12 protein-coding genes are annotated in these 15,945 nt (G+C 56.6%); 10 read left to right on the top strand and 2 right to left on the bottom strand.

What is annotated here, in order from left to right; translation table 11 throughout:
* Nucleotides 1-355: hypothetical protein (locus RRY12_06750; protein MEG2184359.1), on the top strand; the 355-nt coding region annotated here is incomplete at its 5' end.
* Between the two features lie 113 nt (nt 356-468).
* On the opposite strand, the gene RRY12_06745 is transcribed toward RRY12_06750, so the two are convergent.
* Both RRY12_06745 and hydE read right to left on the bottom strand, forming a co-directional pair.
* Nucleotides 469-1,590, bottom strand: a complete 1,122-nt coding sequence (locus tag RRY12_06745) for a PQQ-binding-like beta-propeller repeat protein (GenBank protein ID MEG2184358.1) — start codon at nt 1,588-1,590, stop codon at nt 469-471.
* A 71-nt stretch (nt 1,591-1,661) separates the two neighbouring features.
* On the bottom strand, nt 1,662-2,705 hold the full coding sequence (gene hydE, locus RRY12_06740) for a [FeFe] hydrogenase H-cluster radical SAM maturase HydE (protein MEG2184357.1): 1,044 nt from the start codon (nt 2,703-2,705) through the stop codon (nt 1,662-1,664).
* Between the two features lie 152 nt (nt 2,706-2,857).
* On the opposite strand from hydE, the gene RRY12_06735 reads away from it, so the two are divergent.
* The 9 genes from RRY12_06735 to RRY12_06695 all read left to right on the top strand — a co-directional run bounded on the left by RRY12_06735 (nt 2,858) and on the right by RRY12_06695 (nt 15,928).
* On the top strand, nt 2,858-4,168 hold the full coding sequence (locus RRY12_06735; protein MEG2184356.1) for an HD domain-containing protein: 1,311 nt from the start codon (nt 2,858-2,860) through the stop codon (nt 4,166-4,168).
* Between the two features lie 9 nt (nt 4,169-4,177).
* On the top strand, nt 4,178-7,108 hold the full coding sequence (locus RRY12_06730; protein ID MEG2184355.1) for a PD-(D/E)XK nuclease family protein: 2,931 nt from the start codon (nt 4,178-4,180) through the stop codon (nt 7,106-7,108).
* A complete protein-coding gene (locus RRY12_06725; GenBank protein ID MEG2184354.1) occupies nt 7,098-10,649 on the top strand; it encodes a UvrD-helicase domain-containing protein in 3,552 nt (1,183 codons plus the stop codon). The genes RRY12_06730 and RRY12_06725 overlap by 11 nt, the downstream gene beginning before the upstream one ends.
* A 444-nt stretch (nt 10,650-11,093) precedes the next feature.
* A complete protein-coding gene (locus tag RRY12_06720; protein ID MEG2184353.1) occupies nt 11,094-11,429 on the top strand; it encodes a cell envelope biogenesis protein TolA in 336 nt (111 codons plus the stop codon).
* Nucleotides 11,407-13,422, top strand: coding sequence for a V-type ATP synthase subunit I (locus RRY12_06715; protein ID MEG2184352.1), 2,016 nt, complete (start codon nt 11,407-11,409; stop codon nt 13,420-13,422). The genes RRY12_06720 and RRY12_06715 overlap by 23 nt, the downstream gene beginning before the upstream one ends.
* 41 nt (nt 13,423-13,463) lie before the next feature.
* Nucleotides 13,464-13,964 (top strand): V-type ATP synthase subunit K, encoded by a 501-nt coding sequence (locus RRY12_06710; protein MEG2184351.1) that lies wholly within the window; start codon nt 13,464-13,466, stop codon nt 13,962-13,964.
* An 18-nt stretch (nt 13,965-13,982) separates the two neighbouring features.
* Nucleotides 13,983-14,567 carry a V-type ATP synthase subunit E family protein gene (locus RRY12_06705; protein MEG2184350.1) on the top strand — a complete coding sequence of 195 codons (585 nt, stop codon included), beginning with the start codon at nt 13,983-13,985 and terminating at the stop codon, nt 14,565-14,567.
* A 16-nt stretch (nt 14,568-14,583) separates the two neighbouring features.
* A complete protein-coding gene (locus RRY12_06700; protein ID MEG2184349.1) occupies nt 14,584-15,600 on the top strand; it encodes a V-type ATPase subunit in 1,017 nt (338 codons plus the stop codon).
* Nucleotides 15,587-15,928, top strand: a complete 342-nt coding sequence (locus RRY12_06695) for a V-type ATP synthase subunit F (GenBank protein MEG2184348.1) — start codon at nt 15,587-15,589, stop codon at nt 15,926-15,928. Before RRY12_06700 ends, RRY12_06695 begins: the two co-directional genes overlap by 14 nt.
* The last annotated feature ends 17 nt before the right edge of the window (nt 15,929-15,945 follow it).

Genomic DNA, 15,945 nt, shown 5'->3' with positions numbered 1-15,945 from the left:
CCTTAAAGTGGTCATATCCCCCGATATAGTGAAGATAGAAAACTTTGCGATAAGCGGCGACGCAGCGACGGCGCGGGTCAACTTCCCCACGTTAGGCAGCGCGGACGTCGAAATATCCGCCCCCGTAGCAAGTGGGGCTGGGGCAAAAGACTACTACGCCAAAGTGCAGGGTCGCCTCACAGTGCAGCTAAAGCCGCCAACCCCTCCCACACCCGACCCCGACCCCACACCCGACCCCGATCCAAAGCCGACGCCGGGAGGGAGCAGCTCCAGCGGCTGTTCTGCCGGAGCGGGAGGCATAGCGATGCTCGCCCTGGCTGCGGCCGCGATGCGCGGAAGGAAGGGCAAACGGTAAACGAACGGCTTCAATAAACATCAATAAACAAGCGATAAAATAAATAAATCGTCCCCCCGCGGAGAATTTTGCGGGGGGACGATCGTTTGCCGCGTTATTTTATTTTTTTTATTTTAGTCTATCGCGCAGATGTTTCCTCCGGCGGTGGGGACTATTATCCGCTCGTTTGAGACTACGGGGGCGGCCAGTATGTTGGCTTCGAGGTTCACGGCCCAGGCGGGGGTGCCGGTGTTTATGTCGAGCGCGTAGAGTTTGTCGCTGTTGGAGCCGATGAAGATGTGATTTCCAAGAGCCGCGGCGGAGGAGAATACTGAGTCTCCGGTCATGTATTTCCATTGTTTTGCGCCGGTCTTTGCGTCAAGCGCGGTGACGCGGCCTGAGATGTCGCCGAAGATGACGCGGCCGTTGTAGACGAGCGGCGAGGTCTCTATCTGCGCCTTTGCGTCGTATTTCCATATTACGGCCTGATGTTTGATGCGCGCGCAGTATATTTTTCCGTCCTGGCTCGTGAAGTAGAGCAGGCCGTCCGCCACCGCGGGGGCCGAGGTGATGGGGCCGCCCACTATGGCGCGCCATTTCATTTTGCCGGTGGCGGCATCTATTGCGTACATTTTGCAGTTGCGGTTTCCTATGTAGACTACTCCGTCCGCTACGACGGGCGAGCCTGTGACGGCGGAGTCGGTCTTGAATTTCCATTTCTGCCAGCCTGTTTTTATGGAGACGGCGTAGACGAAGCCGTCGGTGGAGCCGAAGTAGACTACGTCGTCCGCTACGGCGGGGGAGGACTGGACGCTGTTTGAGGTGGTGAATTTCCAAATCTGCTCTCCTGTGTCGGCGTTCACGCAGTAGAGTTTGCCGTCGAAGCCTCCGAAGAATACTTTGCCGTTTACGACGGCGGGCGACGAGGTTATCCAGTTCGGGGTGTCAAATTCCCATATCTGTTCTCCCGTGGCGGCGTTCAATGCGTAGAGCGTGCCGTCGTTTGTGCCGAAGTAGAGGCGGCCCTTGTAGAGCGCGGGGGAGGAGGCGATGTTTTGATTGAGCTGGGTCGTCCACGTTCTGTGCCCCATGAACGGCACGGCGCGCGTGACGCCCGCGTCCATTGTGCCGTTTCTCAGTGTGTTGTTTTTAAAGAGAGGCCAGTTTTCCGCGTTAGCCGCGGTTACCGACGCTACGACAAAAAGCGCGGCTGTGAGAAGCTGTAAACTTTTTCTGATTGTTTTCGTTGCTTTCATTGACGGTTCCCTCCGAAGTTTCGTTAAGATGTGCTGCCTGTCGCCAGATATTATACTATATGCCGCTTTGTTTATTGCGCCGCGTCGCCGCGCGCCGTCACTATCTCGTAGCCGATGGCGCTCATTCTGCGGGCTAGCGACTCGCGGGCCTGCGCCGCTTCGTCGCCGGTGGATATTTTGTTGTCGTAGAGCATGTATTTTTTGCGGACGGCAAGCGGCGAGAGGTTCGGCATGATGACGTTGCATCCGGCCATTACTCCCATTTCGCGCCCGTTGTCCTCTACCGTGCCGAGCGCTGTGGTGGCGGGCAGCAGCGTTTTGGGGTTCATGAGCCTTGTTATGGCGAGCATGAAGAGCGTAAGTTCGGCCGCTCCGGCCTTGAAGCCGGCAAAGGGCGTCTGGTGGTGGGGGATGAAGGGGCCTATGCCGACCATCTGGGGTTCAAATTTTTTTATGAAGAGGAGGTCTTCTACGAGGTTTTGCGTCGTCTGCCAGGGGGAGCCTACCATGAAGCCGCAGCCCACCTGATAGCCTATTTCTTTTAGGTCGCGCAGGCAGCGCATTCTGTTTTCGAGCGACAGCTCTTTTGGGTGGAGCCTGCCGTAGTGGCCGGCGTTCGCCGTCTCGTGGCGCAGCAGGTAGCGGTTGGCTCCCGCGTCGAAGAGGCGCTGGTAGCTCTGTCTTTCTTTTTCGCCGAGGGAGAGGGTGATGGCGCAGTCGGGGTATGAGCTTCTGATGCCGCGCACTATCTCTGTCATTATGTCGTCGGTGTAGTACATATCTTCGCCGCCCTGGAGCACGAAGGTGCGAAAGCCTAGCTCGTAGCCTTCGCGGCAGCATTCCATTATTTCGCCGCGCGTGAGCCGGTAGCGCGGCACTTCTTTGTTGCTTTTTCTGATGCCGCAGTAGTAGCAGTCGTTGCGGCAGTAGTTCGTCATTTCGATGAGGCCGCGCACGTAGATTTTTTTGCCGTAAGAGGCGACGGCGGCCTCGCGCGCGAAGGCGAAGAGTTTTTCGCTGTCGCACTGTTTTCTGTTGTCTATGAGGTGGGCGAGTTCGTCCGCCTCCGCGTTGTGTTCGCTGTTTAGTTTGTCGATGATTTTTTCCGCGTCCAATGAATACACCTCTTTGATCCCGCAGGGTCGTTTTCTAAAATTATAACTTATTTTAAATAATAAGTGTAAAAATCATAAAAAGATATGATAGAATTGCCTCAAATGAATTTTATTTCTATAACTAGCACGATGCCGATTGGACGGAAATCAAGATGTTCTTAAAAGACTCAGCCTTTAACGTCACAAAAGAAATACTGATGCTGATAAACGGAAAACTGCTGGACCACGGCGTTCGCGCGGCCTATATTTTAAAATGTATGCTGTCGCTCGACGGCGGCCTTTGCCGCGAGGAGCTGCGCAACGCGCTCATGCTTGCGGTCTTTCACGACGTCGGCGCAAATAAAACTGATGAGATAGACAGCCTGCTTAGTTTCGAGACGGAGGATACTCTCGCCCATTCCGTCTACGGCTATCTTTTTTTAAAGTATCTCTCGCCGCTTAAGGGCGAAGCGGAGGCGGTTTTGTATCATCACATGAGCTATGCTGAGTCGGGGCGCTGTTCGTCACGCTCAAAGGAGCTGGCGCTTAAGCTGCATCTTGCCGACCGTGTGGATATCTGCGCGCTTGGCGAGGCGGACGACGCGCGCGTCGTCGCGATGATAGAAGCGCTTTCCGGTTCGCAGTTTGACCCGCGCGACGTGCGTGATTTCAAGAGGGCGAACGAACGTTTCCATATTCTGGAGAATATACGCAGCGGCGCTTACGAGGCGGATATAAGGGACTGCTACGACGCGCTCGCCTTTACGGAGCGCGAGGTGATGGCGCTTGTCCGCACTCTTGTTTTCGCGATAGACTTCCGCAGCGAGCAGACTGTGCTGCACACGCTCCAGACCGCGAGTTTCGCCTCTTTGCTGGGCGAGCGCATGGGCTTTGACGAGCAGGGGCGCACTCTTTTGTATTATTCGGGGCTGCTGCACGATATAGGCAAGATAAAGATACCGGTGGCCATTTTGGAGAAGCCTGGCGCGCTTACGCCGGAGGAGATGCGCGTGATGCAGATGCACGTCACTTATACACGCCAGATATTGGAAAACAAGGTCGCGCCGGAGATGGTAGAGATCGCGGCGCGCCATCACGAGAAGCTGAACGGCGCGGGCTATCCGCAGAAGCTCAAGGCGGCGGAGCTTACGCTTCCGCAGCGCATTATGGCGGTGGCGGACATCACGAGCGCGCTTTTCAGCCGCCGTTCCTACCGCGATAAGATGCCGAAGGAGAGCGTGGTGCGGCTGTTGAAGAATATGGCGGCGGGCGGGCTGCTTGACGCCTGCGTCGTGGCTGTGATGACGGAGGCGTATGACGATATAATCCGAGCCTGCGAAATAAATTCGTCCGACACCGTACGCTGTTACGAGGCTTTGAAGAACGAGTTTGAGATATGCCGCGAGGAATATTTATCGGGCTGCAAGGATATTTATCACAATTCCGACCTGTTCTTTTCGGACGCGCCCGCGCCCGTTCGCTAGAGGTGGCCTATGGCTCTTACTGTTGAGACTTATTTTAATATAAACGAAAAGACGGAGCTGCTGCAAAGTTTCTACGCGGAGCACGGCGGCTGCGCGCTTTTTATCGTGCCTTCGGGGCTTGATAAGGAGGCGCTGCTTGCGCTCGTCTGCGGAGAGACGGCCTATTTCGGCGCGCGGCCGCAGGTGATGACGACGGGCGACCTGTATAAGGAGCTTTCGCGCTTGTCGGGCGCGCGGCTGCGCGTTATCGACCCGCCCGACCACAATCTGATAATCAAGTATCTGCTGGAGCGGTTTTTTGCGGAGGCTGCGGCGCGCGGCCTGAGCCTTGCCGGAGGCGTCTATCACAAGGGCTTCGTTTCGGTGCTTGGCGACAATATAAAGGATATGCTGAACGAAGAGGCGTCGCCCGCGCGGCTGCGCGAGGCGCTTTTTGGCGAAGAGGAGCCTGCGGCGGACGCGCCCGAGGCGCTGCTGCTTGAACTTTATGAAAAATATTTGGATTACCTGGCCGAGTACGGCCTTGCTGACGCGGCGCAGATAGCCACGCTTGCGCGTCAGTCGCTTTTATGCGCGGAGGCGGCTTCGTGGCTTTGCGAAAAGCATGTCCTCTTTGCCGGATTTTTGTCTTTCACTGGCGCGCAGCTCAAGCTTGCGCGCGCGATAGCGGATATTTGTCATACGACGATGCTTCAGCCGGAGACGGGGCTTGACGATTTTCACGACGGCATCAAGCAGCTTGGCGCGCCGTATCTGGCGCGTCCGAAGTGGAGGCTGCCTACGGCGCTTTTCAGCGCTTCGGGCGCGCATCTTGAATTTGAGGCGCTGGCGCGCGAGCTTGCGCTATGGGCGGACGGCGGCGGCGTTTTTGCGCCGCTTTGCGCGGACGCTGTGGATTACGGCGACATCGGCGTGATGGCGCAGCCGCACAGGATGGCGCTTTTGGAGTATGCGCTTGGGCGCTATAACATCCCCTACAACGCGCAGGCGCGCGGCACGGTGGGGGAGACGCTGCTTGGCGAGCTGCCGGCGGCGCTCTGGGGCGCGTTTCGCTCGGGCTGGGATCATTACCATACGAAGCTGCTTCTTGCAAATCCGCTGCTTTTTGCGCGCGCCGATTCCACTACGCCGCTTGCGCCGGAGGGGGTCTTTCCCGATAATTTTGAGGCGTGGCATGATGTTTTGCGCGGCGATGAGAAAAAGAATCTGCGCGCGGCGCGCAAGCTGTGCGAAGGCTTCGAACGCGGCGGCACGCCGGTGGAACTGCTTTCGCTGTGGCTTGCCTTTATCGAAAAATCCGGCGCCGCCGCGCGCTGCGCAGATGCAGCCGGGCGTCTGCCGCAGCTTGACGGCTGCGTCAAGGATATATTTTACGCCGTCTATGAACTTAAGAAAAAAATCAAGAATCTTTCGGACGAGGCTAAGGAGATAGGCCCCGCCGCCCGTGTGCCTCTGCGCGGCGCGGAGGCCGCCGCCTTCATCACAGACTGGGGCGCTACGGCCACTCTTCCGATATCGGCGCCGCAGCGCCGTTCTGTGACGCTCTACGCGGGCGCGCCGCCGATACTCGCCTCGCACCGTTTTTGGATAATGACGGACGTCGATTACAACACGTGGCCGGGCACGATGCGCGAGTCGCTTTTGATGCGCGGCGCGAATAAGGCGAAGTTCAACGCGGCGGAGGCGGAGCGGGCGAAGGCTGGCGTTTTTGACGATTTGTCAGGCGGCGTTTCGCACCTTCCAGAGCCGCGCGAGGAGCGCGAGCAGAAGGAGGCGGTTTTTCGCCGCCTGACGGCGACGGCGCGCGAGGGGCTGATCATCGCGCGGTCGCTTACTGATATGAAGAAAGACCCGGTGGGGGAATCGCAGTTCGTCCAGTCTATGGTGACATACGCGGACGCTGCGAAAAACACGGTTAAGAAGGAGGCCGACAGGAGCTGGCCTGAGGCTCTTTGCGTCAATTATCCCTCCGACTGCGCGCTTCCCGACGGAGGTTCGCCGTGGTTCCCCGAGGCGGAGGTGGTTTGCAGCCCCTTCAGCCGCGGGGAGCAGCCGCGCCCGCCGGTAGGCGCAGCGCCGCCGCGCGAAAAGCCGGTGGTGCGCATAAGCGATCTCGACCTGTGGCGGAGCTGCCCCTATCTTTACTGGTGTACGGCGAAGCTGCGCCTTGAAAGCCCGCGTCTTTCGCTTTACGACCCGAGGCGGGCGGGCGTCCTCTTTCACAGGATATGGGAGGAATGTCTGACGAAACGGGCGGCGGGCGAGCGTATACTTATCCAGAGCTACGCCGCGGCGAACTGGGAACGCTTCAAAGAGGAGCTTTACCCGGAGCTTGCGCGCGAGCCGCGTCTTGCGCGGTACGAGCTGATGCTGAGACGCCAGATGACGGCGATGGCGGCCTTTGAGGACGAGATAGAGGAACGGGCCGTCTGCGCCGGAAGAAGCGGCGTGGAGACGGAGCTGCGTCTTGACGACTATGAGATAGACGGCGTGCTTTTCCGCGCTGCGGCCGACCGTGTGGATTATTACGGCGGCGACGCGGTGGTGCTCGACTATAAACTTGGAAAGGCCGAAAACCACGTTTCTGAACTTCAAATACCGGCCTACTGCAAGATACTGAAGGAGACAAGCGGCGTTGCCATAAAGGGCGTGGGCTGGCTCGGCCACAGGGACACTTCGATAAAGGGGTATTTTGACGACGGATACGGCGATATATACGGCTGCCCCAACACGGGACGCAAGCAGACTGTGTCTGAAAGAATAGAAGAGGCGGGGGTTGCGATGGCGCAGATGGCGGAGGCGGTCAAGAACGGCTGTTTTGTCCCCAATTACGACCCAAAGGACAAGCGCTGTCAGAGATGCGGCTTTTTCGTCATGTGCCGCAAGCGCGAGGACGCGAGGTTCACGGAGGCGCTGGAGGATGGTTCGGATGATGAATGACGCCGCGGTCTGGAACGGCCTCATCTCCGGCACAAATAGGCAGGTGGAGGCGCTGACGAGCGAAAGCGCGCTTACGGTGGTGAGCGCGGGCGCCGGCACCGGCAAGACGCAGACGCTTGCACAGCGCTACGCGTGGCTTTTGGCCTCTGACGAAAACTGCGGCGTGAACGAGATACTCGTGCTCACCTTCACCAAAAAGGCGGCGCGCGAGATGCAGGAGCGCATTAAAACTACGCTGCGCGCCTGGAGCGAAAAGCGCCCCGATGAGCTTGCGCGTCTCAAAAAAAGCGCGGACTGCATTGAGGACGGCTATATATCCACCATACATTCGTTTGCCATGAAGATGATACGCGAGTCGGGCCTTGCTCTCGACATAGACCCGATGTCTACCATCATGCCCGCTCCTAAGGAGGAGATATGGTGGGAAGAGTATCAAAATATGCTCTCGGAGTCGTCGTTCAAAAGGATGGAGGAGGCGCTTCCCGCCGACTGGAGGCCGCGCCTTCGTGAGTTTGCCGATGAGGGCGAGCTTTTTTCTTTGATAAACGAGTTCGGGCCAAAGAGCCTGGCGGCCGCCGCAAAAGAGGCCTCCGAAAAACTCTACTGCGCTGGGCGCACGCCGGAGGAGCTTTGGCTGCACGACGACGAAAACATCACGGCCTCTACGGCGTCGCTTGCCGGCGTAAAGGACGAGATATATAAACTCTGGATGGAAGTGGTGCTGCCCGCCGCGGCGGCCTGCCCCGCGATGGAAAAACCGGGCGTCTTTGCGGAGGCGGCGCGCCAGTTTGCGGGACGGTGGCAAAAAAGGCCTTTCGCCCTCGAAAACGCGGCGAATTTCATGGATGATCTGCTTTGCGTTTTTTTGAAAAAACTTCCCGGCAATAGCAAGCTCAAAGAGGCTATAGCGGAGGCGCTGGGCGCTCCCGTCAAAGAGTGGCGCGACGACGCCGTGAAGAAGATGGCGCTTGCCGCGCCGCCTACCGAGGCTGAACGCAGGCTTCACGCGGCGCTCTGCCGGCTGTCGGCTGTCGGCTGGGCCTGCTGGGACGAGTTCCGCAGGCGCGAGCGGCTGCTTTCGCTCTCCGACCTTATTTTTTACGCGGGGAAGGTGCTCTCTTCTTCTCCGGATTATAAGCGCAAGTTCAAACATATAATGGTCGACGAATTTCAGGATACCGACCCGCTGCAAAACTCTCTGATAGAGGCGCTCTGGGTGGCGCCGGAGAGCGGCTCCGGCTTTCAGAACACGCTTTTTGTCGTCGGCGACCAGAAACAGTCTATATACAGGTTCCGTCACGCGGACCTGACGCTCTTCGGCCGTTATATAGAAAAATGCCGGGGCGCGGATGAAAAAATATATCACTACGTGCCTCTTGATCAAAACTTCCGCACGGCAAGCGGGCTGCTTGAAAAGTTCAACGGCCTCTTCGGTCCTCTGTGGAGCGAAAAAAACGACGGTATCGTCTACGAGGATCTTCTGCCGCCTGAGGACGCGGCTTTTCGCGCGACGCGCAACGCAATGGCCGGCCCGCCGCAGCTTGAAACGATTGCCGCCGTTCCCTCCGACGACAAGAATGCGGCAGCCGCTACGGCCTCCGAGCTGCGGCTTCTGCTCTATACGGAGCTTGGGCTGCGCTTTGCCGCGCTGCGCGAGGAGGGGACGATGCTATGGAACAAAGGCGAAAAAAAGTTCGCAAAGGCGCGCTGGCGCGACTTCGCCGTGCTTGTGCCGTCGCGCGCTCAGTACGGCGACATTGAACGCGCCTTTGAGCGTCTTGGCGTGCCCTATATATTGTCTACGAACAAAAGCTACTTCGCGCGCGGCGAGATTGCGGACATGGTGAACCTTATATCGCTGCTCGCCGAGCCGGAGGACCCGCTTTATCTGGCTGGGTGGCTCGCCTCCGCCTTCAGCGGCATCTCTCAGGCCGAGGCGGAGCTTTTGCACGCGGAGGCGGAGGCCGCGTCGGACGGCAAAAAGGCCTTTCCGATCGCGGCGCTCGTTATGGAAAAATATCCGCGCGAGTGGGAGCGGCTTTTGTCGCTCCGCAGGCTCGCGCTTTTGAACGGCGTCTCTGCGCTCATCCTCGAGCTTTTAAAGAGGCCCTTCTTCCTTGAACGCTACGCGGGGCTTCGCAGAAGGCGCGTCAACGCGAACATAATATTCCTCGCGCAGCTGGCGGCGGAGTACGAGTCGTCTCAGGGGCGCTCTCTTTCCGGCTGCGCCGCCTATCTGCACGGCGCCGTGGCCGCCTCAGGCGCAAAAGAGGAGCCGGATACGGCGGACGACGAGACGGACGCGGTGCGCGTCATGACGATACACGCCTCAAAGGGCCTTGAATTTCCGGTGACGGCTCTTGTCTGCGCGGACAGGTCGAGCTGCAACAGAGATAGGCTGCGCGTCTCAAAAAAATACGGCGTCATAGCGCAGAGCGTGCCCGATTTTTTGAGCGGCGCGGGCGAAGAGATAAAGACCTCCGCGTGGCTTTGGGAGAGCGAGGAGGAGAACGAGGCCGAGGAGGCCGAACGCAGACGGCTCTGGTATGTCGGCTTCACGCGCGCGCAGGACAAGCTCATTCTTTGCTCCGCGCGCAAGAATACGCTGATGACGATGGCGGCGGAGGCGGGGCTGCCCGACGAAACGCGCGAGGCGGCAAAAGGGCCGGGCGAGCTTTTAAAGTACGCGCCTTATGTGCAGAAGCCCGAAGCGCCGCGCATGACGCTCAAAGATACGGCGCCCGCGATGCTGGCGAGGCTCTCCGCCTCCGCCTACGCGCTTGTTTCATGGTGTCCCGCCGCCTACAGGATGGTCTACCGTCAGGGGCGGACTATTGGCTGGACTGTGAAGGGCGGTGAGGGCGAAGGCTCTGAGTTCGGCAGCCTCACGCACTGGGCGCTTGCGCGCTGGGATTTCACGGCGGAGGCTCTGCCGCCGCTTTTGCCGCACGAAAACGGCGGCGCGGCCTTTGAAAGGGCCGCCGCTAAAGTTCCCGTGGAGCTTCGCGACGAATTTGCCTCCCGCGCGAAACGAGCCGAGATACGCCGGCTTCTTTCTGATTATTCACAGACGGAGGAGGCGCGCGACTTCGCGGCTATGGCCTCTTGCGACAGCGCCGTGAAGCTGTGGCGTGAGATGCCTTTTCGCGTGCCGGCCGCCGGAATGACGCTCATCGGCGCTACGGACCTTTTTTGGTATGACGGCTCCGTGCTGCATCTGCGCGACTGGAAAAGTTCCGACGAGCGCTACGCGCCCGCCTTCTATTATGAAAAGCAGCTTGATTTTTACGCCTATGCGCTCCGCCGTTTTTACGAGGCTGGGGGGACGAAGGGCCTTCCAATAGATTCCGCCGTCATTTATCTGCGTTCGCCTGAGGCGGCGCGTAAGGTCAAGGTGTACGGCGACGACGCCTTTGACGAGATAGAAAAAAGTATAGAAGAGGCGGCGCGCACGGCGCTCGCTTCAGAGTATGAGACGAGCGCCGCGCGCTGCGCCGCCTGTCCGTGGCGAAAAGACTGCACTGAACGCGTAAAAAAATAAATGCCGCGTCAACTTTGTGCGAAAGAATAAATAAACTCTTTGCCCCCATCTTTTGCATCAACGAAGAAGTTGCCCCTTAAATTTAAAAATCCATCAATTTATAAGGGGCATACTGCGTAATTTTTATAATCTCCACGGAAATGACAACATAAATCAATACATATAAAAAAGAGGCCTTAGCAGAAATAAGGCCTCTTTCTTTAAGCAAAAACAATATACGCGCTGGAATCGGCGAATTTTTGCAATTTTGCCGTGAGATTTGTTATACATTATTTTTTTATGTTTTTGACGATATAACAGCCTGAAAAGGTTTTTAAATAGTTCTAATAAACTATTCAGCGCCATTTATGCCTAATGTGTGAAAATTGACGCAATTTAAAGATAAAGGTAAAATCTATTTTGTATTATGGGTAACCCTATGATTATGGAGGGGAGGTGATCTTGTTGGCAGAGAATCTGGCACAGGAGATCAGAGATCAAGAGGCTCTTGCAAAGAGTATAGTATCCAACGCAAAATCGGAGGCTGCAAAGTCGGTGGCTGCCGCTCATGCAAACGCGGAGCAGTCTGTCAAAAGCACAAAACAGCAATGTCACAGACAGTGGCGCGAGAAAGTTGCCGCGGCGGACAAAGAGGCCGAAGAAAAAGCTCAGGTTATTACGGCTCGCGGTGAGACCGACGCGAAAGCGTTCTACGAAAAGAAGAAAAATGAAACGGAAGCAGTAGCAAAATGGCTGGTTAGAGAGGTGATGGCGGCTTATGGCTCTCGCCGAGATGTGTAAGGCGCGTATAGCCGTTCACAAATCTGTGGCGGACGAGCTGGCGGCAAAGCTTCAGGCTTTAGGCTGCTGCGAGTTCATCTACAGGGACGGCGACAGGGAACATGGCGGCGCTATGTTCCGCCTGCGTGAAAAACGTCATCATGTTGACGAGCTGATCGGCGACACAAAATTTATCCAGCGTCTGCTTGAACCCTACGAATCAAAAAAAGAGGGTTCGCTTGCGAAGATGCTGGGAGAGGTCCCGACTCAAAGCTTTGATCAGCTTGCGGCGCAGGTCAACGAAATAAAATTCAAAGAATTTACAACTTACATAAGAGATGTCGAAAGACGTCTCACCGAGACGCGCGCGGAGCTTTCCCGCCTCAGGGGGCTGCTTGCCCAGATTTTGCTTTTTGAGAGCATAAAGTATCCGCTTGAGTTCTTCACCACGGGAACGGATATGATAGCTGGCGCCGTCTATTCTGTGCCTAAGGTCTATGCGCCGGCGATGGCCGCGCGCATCACAAAGGACTTGGGCGATCTTGTGGAGTTTCAGGAGCTTTCCGGTTCGGAAAAAGATCCAAACGAAACCTTCGCAGTTCTCTATGAAAAGCCAAGTTTTGAAAGCGTCCAGGCGATAGCCGCGGACTTCGGAGCGGCGCGCATAGAGGTTCCGAAGGATTTTGCGAAGACAGCCTCGGTGGAAAAAGAACGCCTCGCTGAAAAAATAGGCGAGTGCGAGAGCCGCGAGGCCGTCTGCGTCAAGGAGCTGGAGGCTTCCGCCGACGAAGGGCTTGTTATGGCGCGCAATTACGGCGACTACTGGCTTATTCTGCGCGACAGGCTTGAAGCGATGGAGACTGGAGTTCCTACCGAGGACGTCCTCATTTGGGAGTTCTGGGCGCCCAAGGAGCTTTGGAAAAAGGTCGAGGCGGTCGTTCACGACTACGACGCTTTCACGGAGTTTGCGGAGGTGGCGCCCGAGGAGGGAGAGCTTCCCCCGACGCTGCTAAAGAACAAACCGTGGTCGTCGTGCCTTGAACCGCTTACGATAATGTACGGCACGCCCACTTACGGCAAGGTGGATCCGACGTCGCTTATGGCGCCGTTCTTCTTCGTCTTCCTGGGCATGTGTTTCGGAGACGCGGGCTACGGTCTGCTCGTCGCGGGCATTCTGGGCTATCTGCTCGTCAAGCATCAGCTTTCGCCGACTCTGCGCAAGTTTTTCATAATGATGACGGTCGGTATGCTGATGTCGGTCATATTCGGCGCGCTGACGGGCTCATGGTTTGGAGACGCGGTGACGGCTTTCCCGTTCCTTAGCGGCGTGGCTCCGTTCTTTAAGAGTATGCAGAAGCTCGACCCGATGAACGACCCGATAACGCTGCTTATGATCTCGCTTGCGCTGGGCTTCATCCAGGTCATTTTCGGGCTGCTCATCGCCTTTAAGGACAACTGGAAGGCGGGCGACAAGATGGCGGCCGTTTCCGATCAGGGCGGATGGATAATCTTCCTCTGCGGGCTTGTGCTTATGGGCTGCGCTATGACTGGGAGCATCCCAGCCTCTCTTGCGATGCCGTCGAAGCTTATTGCGGGCGCGGGCGCTCTTCTTCTCGTAGCCACTCAGGGCAGGGAAAAGCAGGGTATTGGAGCGAAGCTCTTCTCCGGCGTCCTCAGCCTTTACAACGTTACGGGCTTTCTGGGAGACGTGCTCAGCTACAGCCGCCTTCTGGCGCTCGGACTCGGCTCCGCCGCAGTGGGCATGGTCATCAACCTTCTGGCGAACCTCGTGTCGTCTGCGCCTTATGTCGGCATCCCCTGCGCGATACTGATTTTCGTGCTGGGACATCTTTTCAGCATCATGGTGAACCTCTTAGGCGCGTTCATACATTCGCTGAGGCTCCAGTATGTCGAGTTCTTCGGCAAGTTCTACAACGCAGCGGGCAAGGATTTCACGCCGCTTCGCAACGCCGCGCAGTATTCGCGGATACAGGAAGATTCGTCTGTAAACTAACAAAATATTAGGATCATTCATTCAAGGAGGTAAAGTTCATAATGGAAACAATAATCGCAACAATGACAGAACAGCTTGGACAGATGCTTGTAATACTTGGAGGCGCTCTCGCTGTGGGCTTTGCAGGTTCAGGCTCGGCGTGGGGCATAGGCATAGCCAATGAAGCGGCCGCAGGCGTCATGACAGAGGATCCAAAGAAATTCGGCTACGCGCTCGTGCTTCTCGCGCTCCCGGGCACACAGGGCATCTACGGACTGCTCGTCGCGGTTCTCGCCATGCAGAAGGCCGGCCTTCTTGGAGCCGGCGGCGCGGTGCTTACCGTATGGCAGGGGCTGGGCATCTGCTTTGCCTGTCTCCCGATAGCGATTTCAGGCTTTTATTCCGCCATTTGGCAGGGAAAGTCCTCGGCCGCGTCCATCCTTATGATTGCAAAGCGTCCCGAACAGATAGGCAAGGCGGTCATCCTTCCGGCCATGTGCGAAACTTACGCCGTCTTTGGGCTTCTCGTCAGTATCCTGATGCTCAACGGAATCAAGCTGTAACCGAGAAGACGTGAAATTATGTCTTTAGCCCAGATCACAGAAAAAATAAAAAATGATGCTCAGAAAGAGGCTGATGAGGTTCTCTCAAAGGCTAAAGGACAGGTGGAGCTCATCACACAAAAGGCCGGTCAGGAGTGCGATGAGATAAAGGCAGGTTTTGACGCCCGTTTTGACGCTGAGCGTCCCGAAATAATCAGGCGCAGGGAAATAGTGGCGCATCTTGACGTTGAAAAGATGAGCCTGCGCGCGAAGAGAGATCTCATTGAAGACGTCTATAAAAAGACGCTTGCAATGATGAAGGTCCTTCCTAAAGAAGAATATCTCGATTTCTGCGCGCGCCTTCTCGACGAGGCGGTCTCCTCAAAGGATGAAAAGGTCTCCGTCGCAAAGGATGAAAAGTATCTGGACGGCGAGTGGCTGCGCGTCTACAACGAACAGCACGGCACGAACCTGGAGCTGGCGGAGGAGCCCGCGGAGATAGAAGGCGGCTTCATCCTCTCAAAAGACAAGATAAGCGTCAACTGCTCATGGGAAATGCTGCTCACCGTACAGCAGGAAAAACAGGAATCTGACGTTGTAAAGCGTTTGTTCCCGTCAGAATGATGAAGGAGGTGGTCTGATGTCAAGTAAGGAGGCTTATGGTTATGCCGTGGCTCGAATCCGCGCCATGGAACTGCGCCTTCTTGATGCCGCGGCCTTCGCAAGGCTGCTGGATGCCGATGATACGGCCTCCGTCCTCAAGATACTCGGGGAGACATCTTATGCGTCAGTGCTGACATCAGTCTCCGGCGACACCGCTTTTGACAAGATACTCGAAACGGCGCTGCATGATACTTATGAAGAGCTGGATTCGTTTGTCCCGAACAAAGAGCTGATCAGCCTTCTGCGTCTGCCGTACGATTTCAGCAACGCGAAGGTGATGCTGAAGAGCTATTTCAACGTAAGGAACGGGGGCAAAAAGAGATGGGATCTTCTGACATCGCTTGCCTCGTACCCGGTTGACAGGCTCATCGCAGACATTGAGGCTGAAGATTATCAGCTTCTGCCGTTCGGCCTAAACACTCTGTATCCAAAGTGCGTCTCGATATGGGAGCAGAGCAAGGACGTCCTGGAGACCGAAAGGCTCATGGACAGGCAGATGTACGATGTTATGTTGAAAGAGGCGGAGTCTCTCAATATGCCGGAGATACTAGGCTGGGTGCGCACTAGGACGGACGGGGAAAACATCCGCTCGCTCCTCAGGCTCAAAAGGTTCGGCTTCGACGCCGGACGCGCCTGGCCCTTCATGAATGATGGCGGCAGAATAGACTTAAACATACTGGTGCCGTTGATTTCAGAGCCATTTGAAACATGGGCTAGAATACTGGAATTTTCGGACTTCTCTCAGCTTCTGGGCTCTATAGACGCGGGCGCCGGATTTGCGGACGTGATAATGGATCTTGAAAGAGACCTTGACGATTTCTATCTCGATTCAGTGTCAAAGAGCAAATACAGCCCCGACGCTCCGGGGAACGTTATTGCGTACCTGTGGGCGAAAGAGCTTGAGGTCAAGAATATCCGCATGATCGTTGTCTCCAAATCTAACAAAAAAGACAAAGATCTGGTAAGGAGGCTCCTGCGCCATGTCTACGTCTAAACACAAGGCCCCGATGGCGGCCGTCGGCAGCTACGAAAGCATCCTGCCCTTTAAGGCTATTGGGCTTGATGTGGTGGTGGTCACCGAGGAAAATTATGACAGCACCGGCTTTGCGCTGCAAAAATTTTCCCGCTCAGGCTACGCGGCGCTCTTTCTTGAAGAGGAGCTTTTTGAGAGATTCAGGGATACGGTGGACGAGATAAACGAAAATTCGGATCTCAGCATCATCCCGGTCCCGAACCAGAGGGGCTCCCTGGAGATCGGTATCGAATCAATACGCCGCAATGTCGAACGCGCGGTGGGTATGGATATATTTGGTGATAAATGATGAAAATGATGGAGGCG

The organism is Cloacibacillus sp. (assembly GCA_036655895.1).
In the GTDB taxonomy this organism is placed as follows: domain Bacteria; phylum Synergistota; class Synergistia; order Synergistales; family Synergistaceae; genus JAVVPF01.
Note: the sequence above shows the minus strand (reverse complement) of the source record. Positions and strands in the feature narration are given on the sequence as shown.